Consider the following 18,897-nt stretch of genomic DNA (forward strand, 5'->3'; position numbering starts at 1 on the left):
CCGGGTACAAGCCCGATTCGTCGCCCAGCACGTACGCCCCCGGCCCGGTGACCAACGAGCGCCGGTCGGCGAGGCGGGTGGTGGTGACCAGTTCGCCGGCCGCGGAACCCGCGGAGAACGCGGGATCGAGCGGACCTTCGCTCTCTCGTGGTGCCGCCGCGGCGGCGGTGACGCCGGTCAGGCAGAGCGGGACGAGCATGGCGAGCACACCGATTCGCTGGCGCAACACGGTTACCTCCAAGTCCCGCGGCTGCGGCGTTCAGCAGGCTACCGCTCTGCCCGGGGGTCGGCAGCGCCGTCGCGAGCGGGCCGGTGGTTCACGGGCCGTGGACCCGGCATCGCGGCGCCACGGAACTGAAGTGGGCCTCGTGGCAGGTCCAGCAGATCGGGGTGCGGTCGGCCCGGAGCGCGTCCGCCACCACCTCGTCCGGGACGTCGCCGACGCGGATGCCGCGGGTGAGCGCGATGATCCGGCGCATCGACATGGTTTCGGCGTCGACCGCCGCCGGGCCGGGTGCCGTGCCGAGCGCGGTCACGCCGGGACCGGGCTTTCCCGCGGGGTGCGGACCAGGCGGTCGACCGCCAGCAGGCCGGCGACCGCCGTCGCCGCCGTCGCGCCCAGGACCCAGCGGACGCCGACCAGGTCGGCCAGCGCTCCCGCGGCCAGCATCGTGACCAGCAGGATCGCCGCGTACAGCGCCCCCGACGTGCCGACGATGCGGCCGCGGCTGGTCTCCGGGACCGTCAGCAGCAGCCACGTCTGCGTGCCCACCCAGGACAGCGTGAACGGCAGCCCCGACAGCGCGAACACCACCAGCGCCATCGCCGTCGACGGCCACACCGCCAGCACCACGATCAGCGCGTTGGCGATGGCCGCCCCGGCCACCACCGGGAGGCGGTAGCCGAGGCGGCGGACCGTGCCGCCCACGATCGGGCCCGCGATCACCGCCGTGACGGCGAACGCGCTGTTGGCCGTGCCCATCTCGCCCGACGTCGCGCCGATCACGCCGATCATCAGGACCGGGAACAGCGCCGACAGCGGGCCCTCCTTGAGCGCGTCCAGCAGTTGCAGCAGGACCAGCCCGCGGACGCGGGCGTCGGTGCGCAGCAGCTCGCGCACTCCCCCGCCGGGCTCCGTCCCCGCCCGGGCCGTGCGGCTCGCGCGATCGCCCGGCAGCGCCAGGCTCAGCAGGAACGACACCGCCATCAGCACCGACATGCCCACGACCGTCCAGCGGAACCCGGCCCAGGCGATGACGAAGCCGCCGAGGGCCGGGGCGATCAGGCGGGTCGCGTTGGAGGCGAACGAATTGAGCCCGTTGGCCTCCGACAGGTCCTCGCCCGGCACGTAGGACGCGATGAGCACCTGCTCGGCCGGGCCGTAGAACTGCTGGACCGTCGCCTGCAGGAACACCACGGCCACCAGGCCCGGCCCCGACTCCGCGACGCCGAACAGCGCCACCAGCAGCAGCACCCGGATCAGCAGGCCGGACCGGACGATGCGCAGGCGGTCGTGCCGGTCGGCCGTCGATCCCGCCAGGGCACCGAAGGCGATGCCGGCCACCGTGGACGTCGCCGCCAGGACGCTGGTCAGCAGGGCCGACTGCGTCAGCAGGTAGACGTGGACCGACAGCGCGATGCCCAGTGACCAGCCCACCATCGACGACACGAGGTTGATCACCCACAGCACCCGGAACCGCGGGTTGGCGCGCAGCAGTCTCACAGCCGGCATCCGGCCATCGTCCGCGCGACCTCGCGCATGCTCTCGGCGTTGACGAAGTCGTCCATCCGGAGCTCGTAGCCCAGCCCGCGCAGCCTGCTCATCAGCTCCAGCACGGCCATCGAGGCCAGGCCGAGGTCGAAGATGTCCAGGTCCGGCTCGTCGAGCGGCCGGCCGGCGACCGCGGTGTACTCCCGTTCCAGGTCAGTGAACGCGCTGTCCACGGTGACTCCCTTCTCGTACGTCGTGGGCCAGGGCCCGGTAGTCGGTCTTGCCGGAGGCGGTCAGCGGCAGGCGGTCCACCGGGACCAGCCGGAACGCGACGTCCTCCATCGCCGAGGTGGCGCGGACGAACTCCCGGACCGCGCGGGTGCCCGGCGCCGCGCCGGGATCGCGCAGCCGGCACGCGAGGACCACCCGGGGCGCGCCGCCCGGATCGCCGGGGTCCAGGAGCGCGGCGCAGTCCTCGATCCCGGGGTGGGCCCGCACCGCCGCCTCCAGGCCGTCCAGCTCCACGCGCACCCCGTTGAGCTTCACCTGCCGGTCGGTGCGGCCGAGCACGGCGTAGACGCCCGGCTCGACCTCGACCGCGGTGTCGCCGGTGGCGTAGGCGGTGCCGTCCGGGGTGAACCCGCCGGTGCCCGCGGCCGCGCCGAGGTAGCCGCCGGCCACCTGCACGCCGGAGATCACCAGCTCGCCGGACGGGCGCAGGGTCAGCCCGCAGCCCGCCGCGCCGCCGCCGATCGGGACGGGGTCCCAGTGCTCGCGCTCGTCGAACGTCCAGTGGCTGACGTCGATCGCGCACTCGGTCGGGCCGTACATGTTGACGATCCGCGCGTCGGGGGCGAGCCGCTGCAGCGCCGCCGCCGTGTCGCGGTCGAGCACCTCCCCGCTGAGGGCGACCATGCGCAGGCCCGGCACCGGGCCGGCCGCCGGGTCGCGCAGGGCGGCCCGCGCGACCGACGGCACGAAGTGGCACACGGTGACGCCTTCTTCGCGCAGCACCCGCCACAGGCCGGACCAGCCGCCGTCCGCGCGCAGGTCGAGGACGGCGGTGCGCGCGCCGTGCAGCCGGGGCCACAGGTACTCCCAGACGGACACGTCGAACCCGCAGGAGGTCTTGGACAGCACCACGTCGGCGGGGCCGAGCGGGTGCACGTCCTGCATCCAGGCCAGCCGGTTGCGCAGGGCCGGCCACGTCGTCTCGACGCCCTTCGGCGCACCCGTGGTCCCGCTGGTGTACATCACGTAGACCGGGGGCACCGGGGTCGCGTCGAGGCGGGCGACGGCGGCGCCGAGGTCCGGGATCGTCGCGTCCGGCACGGCCAGCCGGTCCGCCCCCAGTTCGGCGAAGGGCAGCGAGCGGGTGCCCGCCGGCCCGTCGCCGAGCACCAGCGCGACTTCGGCGTCCCCGCAGACGTAGGCGGTGCGTTCCGCCGACCACGTCACGTCGAGCGGGACGTACACGCAGGACGCGACGACGGTGGCGAGGACGGCGACGTGCTGGTCGGTCCCGGGCGCCAGGCGCACCCCGACCCGGGAGCCCGGCGACAGGATCTCGCGCAGCCGCAGGGCGGCGGTGCCCACCGCGGTCACGAGCTCGCGGTTCGTGAGGGTGCGGGCACCGTCCCGGACGGCGGTGCGGCCGGGCGCGGCCGCCGCGGCGGCGCAGAGGGCCCGCCACAGCGTGGCCCCGCAGCTGGGCTCAGTCATCGCCGAGTCCCGCCACCGCGCGGACGGCGGCCCGGTAGGCGCGCACGGCGTCCGGCTCGCCGGCGAACCGGCCGTCGGAGTAGAGCTGCAGATCGATCCGGCCGGCGGCCTCCTCGCTGCGGTTGAAGCTCGCCTCGAACGGGAAGTCGGTGCGCGACCAGTCGGCCACCTCCTCGAAGGTGTCCACGCCCAGCCGCCGCGCGGCCCCGGCGATGCTGTGGAAGCTGTTGAACACGAACAACGACTGGGGCGCGGCCGCCGGCCCGAGCGTGCGGACCAGGTGGGCCAGCGGCACCCGGCCCCGCGTGGTCGCCGCCAGCAGGCCCGCGCGCACCGCCGCGGGCTCGGGGACGGCCCCGGTCCACGGCAGCGGCACGACGTTGAGGAACATGCCGCGCGCGTCGACGCCGTCCTCGACGGCGAGCCGGGTGTTGACCGTGACGCCGGTCAGCGTGCCCGCCGCGCCGGGGAGGTCCCGCACCGCCGTCAGGTGCACGGTCAGCAGGACGGCTTTCAGTCCGGTGCCCGACGTCCGCGCCAGCTCCTCCAGCGCGGCGCACTCCGCGCCGGTGATCGCCAGTGTGGTGTGCCAGGCCGGGCCGGTGGCCGCCGGGACCGGCGCGGTGGCTTCGGTCCACGGGCGCAGCCGGTCCCGCCACCACTCGTTGTCCATTGTGGACTTCAGCATGGCGTCCTGCTGCGCGCTGTGGTGGCGCAGCCGGGCGGACGGCGGCGGGGCCGCCGCGCGGCCGGTACCGAGCGCGGCGACGTAGGTGTCGAAGAACTCGACGAGGTTGAGGTGCGTGCTCCAGCCGTCGGCGACGGCGTGCGGCTCGGTGATGGTGAACGCGATGTCCCGGTCGCTCAGCACGTGCAGGGTGAACCGGGTCAGCGGCGCCGCGGTGAGCGACAGCGTCTTGGCGTTCTCGGCCGCGGCGAACCGCACCAGCTCCGCCTCCTGCTCGGCCGCCTCCCGCCCCCGCAGGTCGTGCACGGTCAGTACCGGCTCGGGCGCGCGGGCCAGCACGACCTGCATCGGCCGCGAGAACGTGTCGAGGTCCAGTACGGAACGGAACATCTCGTGCCGGTCCACGAGCGCTTCGGCGCACGCGGCGAACACCGCGGTGTCGACCTCCGGCACGGACATCCGCGACATGGCCACGTTGTGGTAGGGCGGCACGTCCGCCGCGCCCTTGCGGCGCCGGGCCGAGCCGAGCACCAGCTGCGCGGCCATCGCGATCTGCTGGGCGGTCATCGGGAACGCGTCGACGGCCCCGGCGGGCACCCGGGCCCGGTCGGCGGGATCGAGCAGCCCGAACGCGGGCACCCCGGTCCAGTGGTCGTCCGGCAGGTCGGCGGGGTCGGTGGCGACCTCGTGCGCGGCGGCGGTCACGACGCCGCCGCCCGCTGCCGCGCGTGGCCGGCGAGCACGTCCAGGCGGTCGTCGGCGAGCATGTCCCGCAGGGTGAGCGACAGCCCTTCGCCGCGGGCGAGCGCGACGAACCGGACCGACGTGATCGAGTCGCCGCCGACGGCGAAGAACCGGCTGTCCGGGCCCGGCGGGTCGATCCCGAGGATCTCTTCCCAGAGCCGGCCGATGACCTGCTCGACGTCGTCGCTCCGGCGCACGACCAGGTGGTCGCCGAGCACGAGGGCGTCGACGTCGCTGGAGAGGAAGGTCCGCACCGCGTCGGACGGCGAGCAGACGACCGGCTCGCCGCGCACGTTGAACGAGGTGTTGAGCACGACCGGCGTGCCGGTCAGCTCGCGGAACCCGTCGATGATCCGCCAGTAGAGCTCGTTGTCGGCCCGGCGGACGACCTGGATGCGGGCCGAGCCGTCGACGTGCGTCACGCCGCCGAGCCGCTCCGTCCACTCCGGACGGACGTCGACGGTCTCCACCATCCAGAGGAACTCGGCCGGGTCGTCGACGACGAAACAGTCCTTTGTGTACTCTTCGAGGACCGCCGGGGCCAGCGGCCGGAAGTCTTCGCGGTGCTTGACCATCGCGTTGATGCGGTCGCGCATCTGCGCGGTGGACGGGTCGGCGAGGATGCTCCGGTTGCCCAGCGCCCGCGGCCCGTACTCCATGCGGCCCTGGAACAGCGCGACCACGCGGCCGTCGGCGAGCAGCCGCGCCACTTCGGCGGCCAGCGCGCCGGGACCGGGCCGGGTCACCGTGGCGTCGATGCCGGTCAGCGCGGCCGCGACCTCGCCCGGGCCGTAGGCCGGCCCGAGGTAGGGCGGGCCCAGCCGGGACGTGCGGCGCGCCGGGGTGGCGACCTCCGGCAGCCGCGGGTCGGCGCGGTGCAGCACGGCCAGGGCCGCGCCGAGCGCGGTGCCGTCGTCGCCGGCGGCGGGCTGCACGAACTGGCGGCGGTAGCGTCCGGTCTCCCGGATCGCCTTGTTGACCACGCAGTTGAGCGCCACCCCGCCGGCCAGGCACAGCGAGTCCGCGCGCGGCCGCTCGGCCGACAGGAACCGCAGGATCGCCTGTTCCGTCGCTTCCTGGAGGGCGGCGGCGAGGTCGAGGTGCCGCTGCTCCATCGGCTCCTCGGGCCGCCGGGCCGGCCCCAGCAGCTCGGCCAGGTATTCCAGCGAACGCGTGTAGGTGGCGCGCTCCCGCGGCGTCCGGTTGAGGTAGGTGAACGGCGTGCTGTAGGTGCCGTCCTCGCGCAGCCGGACGATCTCGGCGACCGCCTCGCGCATCGGCGCCGGGTTGCCGTAGGGGGCCAGGCCCATCACCTTGTACTCGTCCATGTTCATCCAGAAGCCCAGGTGCAGGGTGACCAGGCCGTAGGCCAGGCCGACCGAGTGCAGCCCGCGGATCTGCGCGGTGGTGCGGATCCCGTCGGCGTCGGCGCGGTAGAGGGACGTGCTCTCGAACTCGCCGATACCGTCGGCCACGAGGACGTCGGCTTCGGGGTAGCCCGAGCAGTAGAACGCGCTGGCGGCGTGCGCGAGGTGGTGGGCGACCGGGACGACCCGCATCGCCGGGTCCCAGGTGTGCTCGGCGTGCAGGTCGCGGGCCACCGCCTCGGGCGAGTACACCTCGTCGTACTCGGCGAGCGTGCCTTCGGCCTCGAAGAACGGCCGGTAGGGCGCGAAGTCGAAGTTGTGCGCGACGAACGCGACGTCCCGTGGCTTGATGCCGGCCTCGGCGAGCACGAAGTCCACGGCTTGGCGGGGGAAGCGGCCGGTGCCCTTGTCGCGGGCGAACCGCTCCTCGGCGGCCGCGGCGACGATGCCGTCCGGGGTCACCAGGGCGGCGGCCGAATCCGCGCCCTGCGCCAGCCGGTACTGCCGGCGCTCCAGGCCGGGGAATTCCCGGCGCATGCGGGGTTCGCTGCGGTTCAGCCCGCTGATTCCCAACACGTACACGACAGATCTCCTTGCGGTCAGGGGGTGTCCGGGCCGGCGAGCGCCCGCAGCACGGCGGCGTGGCGGTCGGTGACACCGGCGAATTCACCGGCGAGCCGGTCGAGGGAGGAGTGGTCGCCCGCGGTCGCGGCGGCCAGGACGGCGTAGCAGAGGCTGCGGCAGAACCGGACCACCGGCCGGTAGGCGCGGGTGGCCTCCGCCGCGGCCGCCGGGTCGTCGGCGAGCAGCAGCCGGATCCGGTCGAGCATCAGGCTCGAGTGCTCGAACAGGACGCGGGCCGACCGGTTGTCGTACTCGCGTTCGCCCGCCCGAGCGGCGGCGAGTTCCTCGGCGAAGCAGTCCCACACGGCCAGCCCGTACACGCGGTCCCACGGTTCGCGCAGCGCCCGCAGCGCGGCGGTCGGGTTCTCCGACCGCAGGTAGGTGCGGATCTCCCCGGCGACGAAGTCCCGGTCGAAGGCGAACGTGCTCTCCGGCAGGTACCGGTACATCACGAACTGCCGGCACCCGCTGCCGAGCCCGCGGTGCTCGGCGAACGCCCGGTCCAGCGCGGCGGCCGGGATGGTCACCGAGCGGAAGACCGGGTTCTCGTCGTAGCCCAGGACGTCGACCGTGCCGGCTTCGGCGTCGAAGCCGTGCACGAGCAGGTCGTGGGACATCCGCTTGCGCCCGAAGGCGTACCGGCGCGGGATGTGGTGCTCGTCGACGTTGAGGTAGAGGTACCAGCCCTGGGCCAGCTGCCGGGCGGCGAACCCGGACAGCCGCGAGCCGAGCAGGTCGTGCATCAGCTCCGCGTCGGTCCGCATCGTCTCCAGGTGCGGGTTCGCCGCGTAGTCGAAGATGTAGAAGCACATCGGCACCGGCGTGCCCGGCCGCCGGTCGTAGGCCAGGTGGATGAAGTTCGTCAGCGTCCACTCGGCCTTCGCCGGGTCGTGGGCCTCGATGATCGACACCGGGAACGCGTAGAACTGGTAGGCGCGGGTGGTCACGTCCTCGTTGACCGGCAGCCGGACGCGCACGGCCGCCCCGGGTGCGGCGACGGCGGTCACGCGGTCCCCCGCACCAGGCCGGTCATGGCGACCGCGACGCTCCGGTCGCCGTCGTAGGGCTCCCGGCCGTGCGCGGCGAGCATGTTGTCCACGAGCAGGACGTCGCCGCGTTCGTAGTCGAACCGCGAGGACGCCCGCCGGTAGCAGTCGCGGATGTGCGCGCACACGCCGTCGGGGATGGGCTCGCCGTCGCCGTAGCAGGTGTCGTTGGGCAGGCTGTCGTGCCCGAGCATGTCGGTGAGCACGGCGAGCGCCGCCGGCGGCAGGGTGCTGGGGTGGAAGAACGCGATGTGGTTGAACCACAGGGATTCCCCGGTGTCCGGGTGCCGGTGGAAGGCCGCCCGCCGGGCCCGGGTCTGGAGCACGCCGTCGGGGCGCCAGGTCGCGGTGATCCCGGCCGCGGCGCAGTAGCGGTCGACTTCGGCGCGGTCTTCGGTGCCGAACACCTCCGGCCAGGGCAGGCCGAACCCGGGCTGGTAGGTGCGCACGTGCAGCCAGCCGCGGGCGGCGAACTCCGCCCGCACGTCCGCGTCGAGCAGCCGGGTCACCTCCCGGATGTCGGCCAGCGGGGTGGCCCCGCCGCTGGTGGCCGGGACGCTGCAGTAGAAGAACAGCCGGCGCGGCCAGGACGCCTGGTAGGAGTTTTCGTTGTGGAAGAAGATTTCCTTGTCCTTGGCGTACTCGGTGGAGGTGTAGACGCGGCCGCCGAGGGACTTGCGGGGCGTCGAGCGCTCGGTGTACTCCAGGCGTTCGCCGCCGAGGGCGGCCACGACGGCGGCGAAGTCGTCGGTGCCGTCGACGCCGAACCCGCGCAACAGCACCGCGCCCGCGTCGGCCACTTCGGCCCGCACGCGCGCCTCGGCCGCTTCGGGCGGGGTGGTGCGCAGGTCGTGGCCGAGGTCGCCGGGGGTCAGCGTGGCCGGGGTGGTGCGGAGGGGCAGGGTGGTCATGACCGGTCCTCGGGGTGGGTGGACGACAGGGCCGTGGCGAGCTTCCCGCGCTCGGTCACGGCGATCTCGGAGCCGACGGCGATCTCCGCGGGCACCGCGTAGACGGGGAAGTACTCGAGCAGGTACCGCCGCAGCGTCCGGGCGGTGACCGCCGGGCCGCTCGCGGTGACGTGGGCGGTGAGCCCGCCGGACCCGGCGGCGACGGCGGCGGCGAGCACCCCCGGGCAGTCCGCCAGCCGCGACTCGATCGCGGCCAGGTTGACCCGGAAGCCGTTCACCTTGACCTCGCGGCCGATCCGGCCGTGGTAGGTGAACAGGCCGCCGGGCCCGCGGGAGACGTGGTCGCCGCTGGGGTACCGGCGCTGCCCGGCGCGGGCGGCGAACGGGGTCAGCACCCCGCGCCCTTCGGCGTCGGGAACCAGGTAGCCGGTGGCGACCTGGGGGCCGGTGATGACGAGTTCGCCGTGCTCGCCGCCGGGCTCGCGCGGGCCCGGGTGGCCCGCGGGCAGCGGCGCCAGCTCCAGCCCGACGCCGGGCGGCGGCGTCCCGATGGGGACGTCGGCGCCGGTGAAGCCGTCGGGAACGGTGTAGCGGCAGCAGCCGACCGCGGCCTCCGACGGGCCGTACTCGTTGACGATGGCCGCGTCCGGGAACCGGTCGCGCCACCGGGCGACGGCCGCCCCGCGCATCGCTTCCCCGCCCACGACCAGCACCGGAGCGCTCGAGCGGGTGCCCGTCTCGGTCATCAGGCGGCAGGCGATGTCGAGCTGGCTGGGCGTGAGCTTGACGAATCCGGCCTCGTCGAAGGGACGCGGGTCGGTCGCGACGTCCAGGGGCCACCGCACCGGGTCGAGCACCGCGACGGTCCGGCCGGACACCAGCGGCCCCAGCAGGCTGGTCACGGTCAGGTCGAAGCCGAGCGAGGTGAACAGCGGCGCGCCGTACCCGCCGCCGTACTCGGCCATCGCCCAGCCGAGGTAGGCCAGCACCGCCGGCTCCGGCACGACGACGCCCTTCGGCGCGCCGCTCGTGCCGGAGGTGGCGATGACGTACGCGGTCGTCCCGGGCACGGTTCTCTTCGTCCACGGCTCGCGCCCGGCGTCCGCGACGACTCCGGCCGAGTCGAGGCGGCGCACGCCGTGTGCGGTGTCCCGCCGGGAACCGAGCACGACCGAAGCGCCGCAGAGCCGGGCGAAGGCGGCGACGGTCCGGTCGGGGGTGCGCGAGTCGACCGGGGCGTAGGCGGCGCCGGTCAGCAGCACCGCGACGATCTGGGTCACGGTTTCGGTGGTGCCGACGCCCTGCACGGGGACGACGGTCCCGGGCCCGGCGCCGTGCCGGCGCAGCGAAGCGGCCAGCGTGGCGGCGTCGTCCAGCAGCTGCGAGTACGACGTGCGCCGCGCGCCTTCGAGCACGGCGTCCCCGCGCCCGGCGCGGATCGCGGCGGCGAGTTCAGGCGACACGGCCGGCCTCCGCGTGACCGAGCGCGCGGCCCATGGCGACGAGCAGCCGGCGTTCGCCGGTGTAGGGGTTGCGGGCGTGGGCCCGGCGCAGGTTGTCCAGCAGGACGACCCGGTCCTCGGCCCACGGCACGGTTTCCTCCAGCCGCGTGCACAGGGCGATCAGGGCGTCGACGGCGGCGTCCGGGACGGGCTCGCCGTCGCCGAAGGTGCAGTCCTTCGGGAACTCCTCCGGCGGCATCAGGGCCGCCATCGACTCGCGCACGTCGGCGTCCATGGCCCGGTGGTGCCAGTGCAGCACCTGGGCCACGAACGAACGGCGGCCGCCGGGCAGTCCGGCCACGGCGGCCCGGCGCTGCCGGGTGACCAGCACGTCCCCGTCCCAGTGCCACTGGGCACCCTCGCGGGTGCACGCCAATTCGGCCTCGGCGCGGTCTTCGGTGCCGTACAGGGTCCGCCAGTCCAGGCCCAGGTCGCCGCCGAGCCGGCGGGTGTAGGTGACGCCGGTGTCCTCGAACCGCCTGCGCAGTCCGGGATCCATCAGGTCGTACACCGCGGCCATGTCCACGGTGGGGGTGTCGCCGCCGGTGGCGGCGCGCCGGGCGCAGCCGAACACGATCCGCCGCGGCCAGTGCGCCGCGAAGGTGTTTTCGTTGTGCCACAGCAGCTTCCGCGCGCCGGAGAAGTCGACCGGCGTGTTGACGGTGCCGGTCGGGTCGTCGGTCACGTGCCGGTGCTCGGGGTTGTCGCGCGACAGCGGGCCGCACGCCCGCTCGGCCAGGTCCTGGAAGACGGCGGTGCCGGCCAGGCCGGGGCCGTCGAGGACGGCCCCGCCGTCGTGCTCCAGTGCCGCGTCGACACCCTCGCCGTGGACCGGCCACCACGCGCCGACCGGGCGGTCGACGGTGAACTGCTTCATGCTTCCTCATCTCCTCGCGGGCCGCCGTGCGCGGCGCGGTCGAGCGCGGCCAGCAGGGCGGCGCCCAGTCCGGCGGGCGCGGGGCCGGCTGCCCCGCGCCGGGCGGTGACGGTCAGGTGGGCCCGGCCGCCCGCCGCGGTCAGGCCGGCGGCCAGGTCGTTGCGGGCGACGGGCAGGGCGGTGTCGATCGGTGTCAGGGCCGTGAGCGCGGACGGCTGGTCGCGCACGTAGAACTTGCAGCCGGCACCGGCCGTTTCGGGCTCCGGCGGCAGGCCGGTGGTCAGGGCGAGCGCGGCCAGCGCGCCGATGTCGGCCAGCACCGCGCGGGCGGCGGCGGGCCCGGGCGTACCGGGTGCGACCACGCTCAGCGCGCGCTGGGTCTGGAAGTAGCCGACGCGCTCGCGGGACGCCGGGTCGAGCACGCGCAGGTCGACGTCGATGTACGGGGTGAGGGCCCGCGCCCCCGCGTCCGCGGTGGCGGCCGCGAAGTGCCCGACGAGCCAGCTGAACGGGGTGACGCCGTGGGCCCGGGCCTGCCGCTTGGCCGCGTCCCACACGCCCGGGGCCGGCTCGGCCCGCCACTGCGGGTCCGCCGCCTCCTCCGGCGCCGCCGGCGGTGGCGGCCGCAGCGGCCCGTCGGGGCCGGGTTCCGCGAGCTCGCCGGCCAGCGCCGCCCAGAACAGCTCCTCCGACCGGCCGTCCCACACGACGTGGTGCGCGACGCCGACCACGTGCCGGACCTCGCCCGCCGGGCCGGTCAGGACGCCGAGCCGCAGCACCGGGCCGGTCTCGGCCGACACCGGCTCACCGGCCAGCGCGGCGGCCGCTCCGGCCACCGGCCACTCCGGTCCGAAGTGGACGGTGGGCGCCGGGCCCGGCCCGGGGAGCCGGACGAGCGTGCCGCCGGCGTCGGGGGCGAACACCGTCCGGCACTCCGGGTACCGGTCCACGACCCGGCCGAGCGCCCCCGCGACCCGGCCGGGCGAGGCGGGGGTGGCGAGCGCGGCGGCGAAGGCGCACAGCAGCCGCCGGACCGGCGTGCCCGCCTGTTCCTCGTACCAGAGCCCGAACTCCTCGCGGGTCGCCCGGGTGACCACGTCGGACACGGCTACTCCTTCGCCCGCTCGACGTGGCCGGCCACCGTGCGGAAGGTCGGGCTCCGGAAGATCTCGACCAGCGGCAGCTCGACCCCGAACCGGACCCCCAGCTCCCGCACGAACTGGATGAACACGAACGAGTCGACGTCCAGCTCGAACAGGTTGTCGTCCGCGGCGGGCAGCCGCCCCGCCTCCGGCGCGACCCCGCGCCAGCACGCCTCGACCTCGGCGAGCACCGTGGTTCCCGGCATCAGCCGACCCCCTGTCCGACCAGCGCGCGCTCCTGGCTCGGGCGGAGCTCGACACCGCGCAGGAACTCGGCCGTGCGCTCGATGTCGTCGCTGAGCACGCGGTCTTCGTCCAGGCGCCCGACCAGGCCGCGGTAGGTCTCGTGCAGCGCCCGGCAGTGCGCGGAAAGCACCAGGTCCGGGCGCAGGTCCACCGCCTGGCACGCGGTGAGCCACTCGACCGCCAGCACCGTCTCGAAGTCGCTGACGACCTGGCGGAGCTTGAGCACCGACGTGCCGCCCATGCTCACGTGGTCCTCCTGCAGCTGGCAGGTCGGGATGCTGTCCACGCTGGCCGGGTGGCACAGCGTCTTCATCTCGTTGACCAGCGCCGCCGAGGTGTACTGCACGATCATCAGCCCGGAGTTCACGCCCGGGTCGGTGGTGAGGAAGTCCGGCAGGCCGCGCCGCCCGGACAGCAGCTGGTAGGTGCGGCGTTCGGAGATCGACCCCAGCTCGGTCACCGCGATCGCCAGCAGGTCGGCCGACATGGCCACCGACTCGCCGTGCAGGTTGCCGCCGAACAGCGCGATCTCGTCGTCGGGGAAGAACAGCGGGTTGTCCGCGACCGTGTCGACCTCGTTGAGGACGGACGTGGCCGCGTTGTCGATGTGCTCGCGGGCCGCGCCGTGCACCTGCGGGATGCACCGGAACGAATACGGGTCCTGCATCGACGGGACCGCGCTGGGCAGCTTCGCGTGGTTGCTGCCTTGGGTGTGTTCGCGCAGCGCGCCGGCCACCGCGCCGCGCCAGCGGTTGCCGGAGCGGCGGTGGTAGCGCTCGTCGAAGAACCGCTCGGCGCAGCTGAACGCCTGCAGGCTCATCGCCGCCACCAGGTCCGCGGTCTCGGCGAGCGCGACGATCCGGCCCAGCTCCACCAGGGCCACCGAAGCGATGTACTGCGTGCCGTTGGTCAGGGCCAGGCCGTCCTTCGCGGTCAGCCGCAGCGGCGGCCAGCCCAGCCGGCGCAGCACGTCGGCCGCGTCCTGGACGCGGCCTTCGTACTCGACCTTGCCGCGGCCCAGCAGGGGCAGCGCGAGGTGCGAAAGCGGGGCGAGGTCGCCGCTGGCCCCGACGGTGCCGCGTTCCGGCACGACCGGGTGCACGCCGTGGTTGAGCATGTCGGCGAGCCGTTCGGCCACCGCGAGCGACACCCCGGTCTGGCCCGAGCGGAACGTCAGCAGCTTGACCAGCATCATCATCCGCACGACGGCCCGCGGGGACGGGCCGCCGACGCCGCAGGCGTGCGAGAGGACGTGCCTCAGCTGCAGCTCGTGCTCGTCACCGGCGCGGACCCGGACGTCGGCCAGCGCGCCGAAGCCGGTGTTCACCCCGTACACCAGGTCGGGGCCGGCCGAAAGCCGCTCCACCCAGTCCGAGGTCCGGGTGATCACCCGCCGGGTGTGCTCGGAAAGCCGGATCTCGGTGCCCGGTGCGGACGCGGCCAGCAGGCCCGCGAGGGTCCACCGGTCGTCGGGCTGGATCACGAAAGTGGTCACTGGTGCTCCTGTCTCACCGGCGGGCCCGCGGGCCCGGCCGTCACTGTGCGGAGGTGGGTGGCGATGGTCCGGGCGAGGTCCGGGCCGCCCCGGCCGAGCACCCGGAATTCGAGGACGTCGGCGGCCGCGGTCACGTAGACGGCGACCGGGTTGCGCGGCGGCGAGCCCGGGACCGGCACGAGGCCGGGGACGGTGGTGGCGGGCGGGTGGTCGAGGACGACCACGGCGTCCCCGGGCGGGGCGAGGCCCTGGCCGGGGCGCAGCCCGCCGAAGCCGGGCGCGGCCGCCGCGGCGTCGACGGCGTCGAGCAGGTCGGCGGCGAGCCGCCTGCGGCGCCCGGCGCGCCCGTCCGGGGTGCTCCGGTCGACGACGACCGGCACGTCGACCACGAAGTTGCCGACGGCACGGGCCTGCTCCGGGGTGCGCAGGGACACCGGAACCTCCACGACGACCGCGTCGGAAGCCGTCACCCGCAGCAGCGCTTCGGCGACGTATTCGACCAGCACCACCGACAGGCGCAGGTCCTCGCCGGACAGCGCCGCGTCCACAGTGGACTTCGGGACGGCGAAGGGTTCCGGTCCGGCGACGGCACCCGGCTCCGGTGCGAGGGTGCACGGGATCGTCCGCAGGCGGTCCTTGACCGACTGCCAGTACTGCCCGGCCGCCGGCGCGGGCGGCCCGGCGATCACCGCGGGCGCCGGTGCGCCCGGGCCCGCGTCCCCGCCGGCCAGCAGCCGGTGCAGGTCCGCGAGCAGCGTCGCGAGACCGATGCCGTCGCAGACGATGTGGTGCACCACGAGGAACACGGCTGTCCCGGTCCCCGAGCGCACGAGCACGACCCGCACGAGCTGGTCGCGGGCGATGTCGAACGGCCGGTACAGCTCCCGGCGCACCTCGGGCCGCGTGCCGTCGCCGGGATCGCCGGTGACCGTCACCGTGCGGACGTCCACCGGCCGCGGCGGGTGCACCACCCGCTCCGGGCGCCCGGCGGCGGGGTAGCCCAGCCGCAGCTGCGCGGTGGTGCGCACCAGCCGTCCGGCGGCTTCGGCGACCTCGGTTCCGCCGATCGGGAGCGTCGTGCGGAAACCGGCGACCACGTTGGCCGAGCCGTCGGCCGGGAAGAGCTGGCTCCACGACCAGAGGGGCCGTTCCGCCGCCGTCAGGCCGGTCGGCCGGTCGGCCGGGCCGGTGGCCGGCCGCTCGGCGCGCTTCCGGTCGATCAGGGCCGCGAGGGCCCGGACCTGCGGATGGCGCAGGACGTCGGCCAGGGTGACGGCGACGCCGAACCGGCGGCCGAGGCTCTGGTTGAGGTCGAGGGCCAGCAGGGAATGCCCGCCCAGCGCGAAGAAGTCGGCGTCCGGTGCCGCTTCCGGCACCCCGAGCACGCGGGCGAACTCGGCGGCCACGTCCGCTTCGGTCCCGGTCGCGGCGGCGGCGTCGCCGGCCGCGTCGCCGGCCGTCGCCGCCGCGGGCCGGGGCAGACCGGCGTAGTCGACCTTGCCGGAGTGCAACCGGGGCAGCGCGTCGACCAGCACGATCCGTTCGGGCGCGCTCGCCGCCGCCAGCAACGGCATGACGTCGGCGCGCAGGTCCTCCGCGGTACGGCCACGAGCCACGGCCCACACCCACACCGCGGTCCCGTCGTTCTCCGCGCGGGCGGCGGCGTCGGTGACGGCCGGGACCGAGCGAACGGCGCGCTCGACGTCGTCGAGGTCGATCTTGACTCCGCGCCGCTTGATCGTGCGGTCGCGGCGGCCGGTCAGGCGCAGCAGGCCGCGCTCGTCGAAGTAGCCGAAGTCGCCGGTCCGGTAGGTCCGCACGCCGTCTTCGCCGACCGGGAACGCTTCGGCGAGGGCGCCGTCGAGACCGTAGCCTGCGCACAGGTGCGGCGACCGGATGACGATCTCCCCGGGGTCGCCCGGGGACGCGGCGGCCGCGCCGGGTGGCGGGCACACGTTCACCTCCCGGCCCGGGATCGCCGTGCCCACCGGCAGGTCGGGCAGGTCCAGGTCGGCCGGGGTGAGCTCGTGCCAGGTCGCCAGGACGCATTCGGTGGGGCCGTACTCGTTGGACAGCCGCAGCCCGCCGCCCAGCGCCGCGACCGCCCGGGCGAGCCCGGGGTCGAAGCGCTCGCCGCTGCACATGAGGTGGACCAGGTCCGGCGGCAGGCCGCGGGTGGCCGCCGCCGCGACCAGACCGCGCAGGATCGACGGGGTCGTCTCGAAGTGCGTGATCCGGTGGGTGGTCAGCCAGTCCAGCACGCTGTCCCCGCTGCGGCGCACCGCGGGTTCGGCGACGACGCCGACCGCACCGGCCGCCAGCGCCGAGAAGAGCTGGCTGTGGTGGGCGTCGTAGGTCGGCGCGGCCCAGACGGCGATCCGGGAACCGGCACCCACGGCGTAGTGCGCAGTGAACTCGGCGACGTACTGGCCCAAGGCCGGACGCGAGAGCTGCACGAGTTTCGGTCGTCCGGTGGTGCCGGAAGTCCGCACGGTGTAGGCGTACGGCGCGGCCGGCCGGCTGTCCTCAGTGGAGGGTGCCGCGGCGGCGAACAGGTCTTCCGCGCGCACCACCGGCTTGCCGCAGGCGAAGTCCGGTTCGGACACGGCGACGACGGCGTCCGGGTGCAGCGCTTCGAGGTGCGCGCCGAGCACGGCCGGATCCTCGCCCGCGTCGACGACGGCGAACTCGCGGCCCGCCAGGTGGCAGGCGGCGAGGACGGCGGCCAGGCGCAGCGACTGCGTGCCGACGACGGCGATCCGGGCGGCGTCCCGCAGCCGGGCGTGGCCGCGCACGGCGTCGCCGAGCCCGGCCAGCCGGGAGCGGGTCAACGAGCTCCGGCCGTCGGTGAGCGCCACGGCGTCCCGCGCTTCGCGCAGGTGGCGGCGGAAACCGGCGGTGACGTGCTCGTCTTCGTCAGCGCACACGGCGACGCCGGTGGGCATGAATGCAGCAGACATTGATCCTCAAGATTTCGCGGAGAACGAACCGAAAGGAGACGGGATGCGCGGTCGGACCCCCGATCCGGTGCCGATCCCGGCGTACTCACCGATTCTTACTGCCGACCGGTGGCGAAGACCACCGCTGGCACCGTAACCCACTCGAACGGCAGGCACACCCATCACAACCGGGAGCCGCCGAGAGCGGAAACACCCCTGAAAGGTCCAATCGGGCCACCCGTCGCCAGCCGGAAGAACACGCAACGTTTCCCCGTACCCGGCAAGAATGTCGATCATCGGTAAATACTGGCGAATTCACGGATCCGAAAGGGGCCAAATGGCGGCTCACCGTTCGACCGACCAGCGTGGGCACAAAGCCGAAAACGGACACCGGTCACGCACGCCCACGACATCCGGCCAATGAACCTTCACCGGCATTTCACCCGCCAACCAACTTCACGCACACCGTGTGGCAAAGTCACCGGCACTGTTGCTAAGCTGCCGGGACGGGGGTTCCGCGAACGATCTGTTTGATCTTTGCACGTCAGTATGGAGTGATCGAAAATGACGGCAGAATCACCGTCACGCGCCACCGTCTACAAGGCGACACCACCCCAGCGCCGGTTGATCACAATGCGGCACGCACCAGGTGGTGTGCCGAGTCAAATCGTGGCCGTGCATCTCCTGCTACGCGGCCCGTTGGACGTCGACCGCCTTCGCCGGGCCCTCACCGAACTCGTGCGCAGGCACCCTATCCTGCGAACCAACTACGCGATGCTCGACGACGAGGAAGTACTCGCCATCGTGCACGAAAACGAAGGTCCCGACGTGTTCCACGTGGCGCCGCGCACTGGGCTTTCCGACGAAAGTGCCATCCACGAGCACGCGGCACGGGCATTCGAAGATCTTTCCCGGAATTTCCTCGCCCCGAACCGCCACTCGATTCTCCAGTCGGCCCTGCTCCCCCACGGCGAAAACCTGCACAGCCTGCTCTTCGCGGTCGACCACGTCGCGATCGACGAGCGCTCACGGGTCATCCTCCAGCGCGAGCTGGCCGCCTTGTACGCGCAACGGCCCGAGAACCTCGGCGAGGTGCACCCCTTCGACCCGGACGCCGTGCGCACCTCGTTCCCGAGCATCGAAGAGACGCCGGCGCTGCGCGAGCTCCTCACCCCCCTGCCGCCCCGGCTCCTCGCCAGTCCGGCACCGGAAACCGACCCGGACGCCTTCCGGCCGCTGACCGCCGCGCAGCCGCTCGCCAAGACGACGTCGAGCCGCCTGGACGCCACGGCGCGGCGCCTGCGCTGCACGCGGTTCGTCCTGCACATGGCGGCGGTGATGTGGGCCCTCAAGCGGTTCACCCGGACCGACGACGTCAGCGTCGTGGCGCCGATAGACACCCGGCAGCGAGCCGAAGACTTCCGCACGGTCGGCTACTACCAGAACCTGGCGCTCCTGCGCTCCCGCGCGCCCCGCGCGGCGGGCCTCGCCCAGACGGTCCGCGAATGCCGCTCGATCATGCGCGACACCTTCCGCCGGCGGGACTACCCCATCTCCTCCCTGATCACCCACGCCGCGGCCCAGCGCGCCGGGAAGCGGTACCGCAACCCCCTCTACCAGGTGGTGCTGATCCACTCGACGGAGGACGCCGGCCAAGGCTGGGCGCTGGAGGGCCTGGAGGTGCAACCGAAGGAGATCGAGCGCACGCAGGCGGCCAACGAGCTGCGCATCCACGTCACGGACCGCCCGGCCGGAACCGAGTTGCTGCTGGTGGGCGCGGCGGGCGCGGTCGGCCAGCAGGACCTCGACCGGCTGCTCGAACTGTGGCAGGAAGCGGAAAGCACGCTCACCCGCTGACCGCCGTCAGCGCAGGCCGGGAAGCC

At 74.3% G+C, this 18,897-nt stretch carries 16 protein-coding genes; 1 reads left to right on the forward strand and 15 read right to left on the reverse strand.

The features are described 5' to 3' along the window. The 15 genes from ABZW17_RS27235 to ABZW17_RS27305 all read right to left on the reverse strand — a co-directional run. Positions 1–229 (reverse strand): hypothetical protein (locus ABZW17_RS27235; protein WP_354819996.1); only part of this gene is annotated, 229 nt, incomplete at its 3' end. Positions 230–317: 88 nt separating this feature from the next. Beyond that, on the reverse strand, positions 318–536 hold the full coding sequence (locus ABZW17_RS27240; RefSeq protein WP_354819998.1) for a hypothetical protein: 219 nt from the start codon (positions 534–536) through the stop codon (positions 318–320). Next, positions 533–1,732, reverse strand: coding sequence for an MFS transporter (locus ABZW17_RS27245; protein ID WP_354820001.1), 1,200 nt, complete (start codon positions 1,730–1,732; stop codon positions 533–535). Before ABZW17_RS27245 ends, ABZW17_RS27240 begins: the two co-directional genes overlap by 4 nt. Then, on the reverse strand, positions 1,720–1,944 hold the full coding sequence (locus ABZW17_RS27250) for an acyl carrier protein (RefSeq protein WP_354820004.1): 225 nt from the start codon (positions 1,942–1,944) through the stop codon (positions 1,720–1,722). The genes ABZW17_RS27245 and ABZW17_RS27250 overlap by 13 nt, the downstream gene beginning before the upstream one ends. Then, the gene (locus ABZW17_RS27255; protein WP_354820007.1) at positions 1,925–3,433 is read right to left on the reverse strand and encodes an AMP-binding protein; all 1,509 of its coding nucleotides are present in this window, start codon (positions 3,431–3,433) and stop codon (positions 1,925–1,927) included. Before ABZW17_RS27255 ends, ABZW17_RS27250 begins: the two co-directional genes overlap by 20 nt. Next, positions 3,426–4,826, reverse strand: coding sequence for a condensation domain-containing protein (locus tag ABZW17_RS27260; RefSeq protein WP_354820010.1), 1,401 nt, complete (start codon positions 4,824–4,826; stop codon positions 3,426–3,428). The genes ABZW17_RS27255 and ABZW17_RS27260 overlap by 8 nt, the downstream gene beginning before the upstream one ends. After that, complete coding sequence (locus ABZW17_RS27265; RefSeq protein ID WP_354820013.1) at positions 4,823–6,814, reverse strand: carbamoyltransferase C-terminal domain-containing protein; 1,992 nt, start codon at positions 6,812–6,814, stop codon at positions 4,823–4,825. Before ABZW17_RS27265 ends, ABZW17_RS27260 begins: the two co-directional genes overlap by 4 nt. Before the next feature lie 17 nt (positions 6,815–6,831). Then, entirely contained in the window at positions 6,832–7,863 is a 1,032-nt protein-coding gene (locus ABZW17_RS27270) for a hypothetical protein (protein WP_354820016.1), read from the reverse strand. Next, positions 7,860–8,813: a TauD/TfdA family dioxygenase gene (locus tag ABZW17_RS27275; protein WP_354820019.1), complete on the reverse strand. Its 954-nt coding sequence runs from the start codon at positions 8,811–8,813 to the stop codon at positions 7,860–7,862. Before ABZW17_RS27275 ends, ABZW17_RS27270 begins: the two co-directional genes overlap by 4 nt. After that, positions 8,810–10,276, reverse strand: coding sequence for an AMP-binding protein (locus ABZW17_RS27280; protein WP_354820022.1), 1,467 nt, complete (start codon positions 10,274–10,276; stop codon positions 8,810–8,812). The genes ABZW17_RS27275 and ABZW17_RS27280 overlap by 4 nt, the downstream gene beginning before the upstream one ends. Further along, the gene (locus tag ABZW17_RS27285; protein ID WP_354820025.1) at positions 10,266–11,192 is read right to left on the reverse strand and encodes a TauD/TfdA family dioxygenase; all 927 of its coding nucleotides are present in this window, start codon (positions 11,190–11,192) and stop codon (positions 10,266–10,268) included. Before ABZW17_RS27285 ends, ABZW17_RS27280 begins: the two co-directional genes overlap by 11 nt. After that, complete coding sequence (locus ABZW17_RS27290; RefSeq protein ID WP_354820028.1) at positions 11,189–12,298, reverse strand: hypothetical protein; 1,110 nt, start codon at positions 12,296–12,298, stop codon at positions 11,189–11,191. Before ABZW17_RS27290 ends, ABZW17_RS27285 begins: the two co-directional genes overlap by 4 nt. Positions 12,299–12,300: 2 nt before the next feature. Next, on the reverse strand, positions 12,301–12,540 hold the full coding sequence (locus ABZW17_RS27295; RefSeq protein WP_354820031.1) for an acyl carrier protein: 240 nt from the start codon (positions 12,538–12,540) through the stop codon (positions 12,301–12,303). After that, positions 12,540–14,075, reverse strand: coding sequence for a histidine ammonia-lyase (gene hutH / locus ABZW17_RS27300; protein WP_354820034.1), 1,536 nt, complete (start codon positions 14,073–14,075; stop codon positions 12,540–12,542). The genes ABZW17_RS27295 and hutH overlap by 1 nt, the downstream gene beginning before the upstream one ends. Further along, positions 14,072–17,035: an AMP-binding protein gene (locus tag ABZW17_RS27305; protein WP_354820037.1), complete on the reverse strand. Its 2,964-nt coding sequence runs from the start codon at positions 17,033–17,035 to the stop codon at positions 14,072–14,074. The genes hutH and ABZW17_RS27305 overlap by 4 nt, the downstream gene beginning before the upstream one ends. Before the next feature lie 543 nt (positions 17,036–17,578). Between ABZW17_RS27305 and ABZW17_RS27310 the strand changes: the two genes are divergently transcribed. Then, on the forward strand, positions 17,579–18,871 hold the full coding sequence (locus ABZW17_RS27310; RefSeq protein WP_354820040.1) for a condensation domain-containing protein: 1,293 nt from the start codon (positions 17,579–17,581) through the stop codon (positions 18,869–18,871). Positions 18,872–18,897 lie beyond the last annotated feature (26 nt).

The organism is Amycolatopsis sp. NPDC004625 (assembly GCF_040609695.1).
Classification (GTDB): domain Bacteria; phylum Actinomycetota; class Actinomycetes; order Mycobacteriales; family Pseudonocardiaceae; genus Amycolatopsis.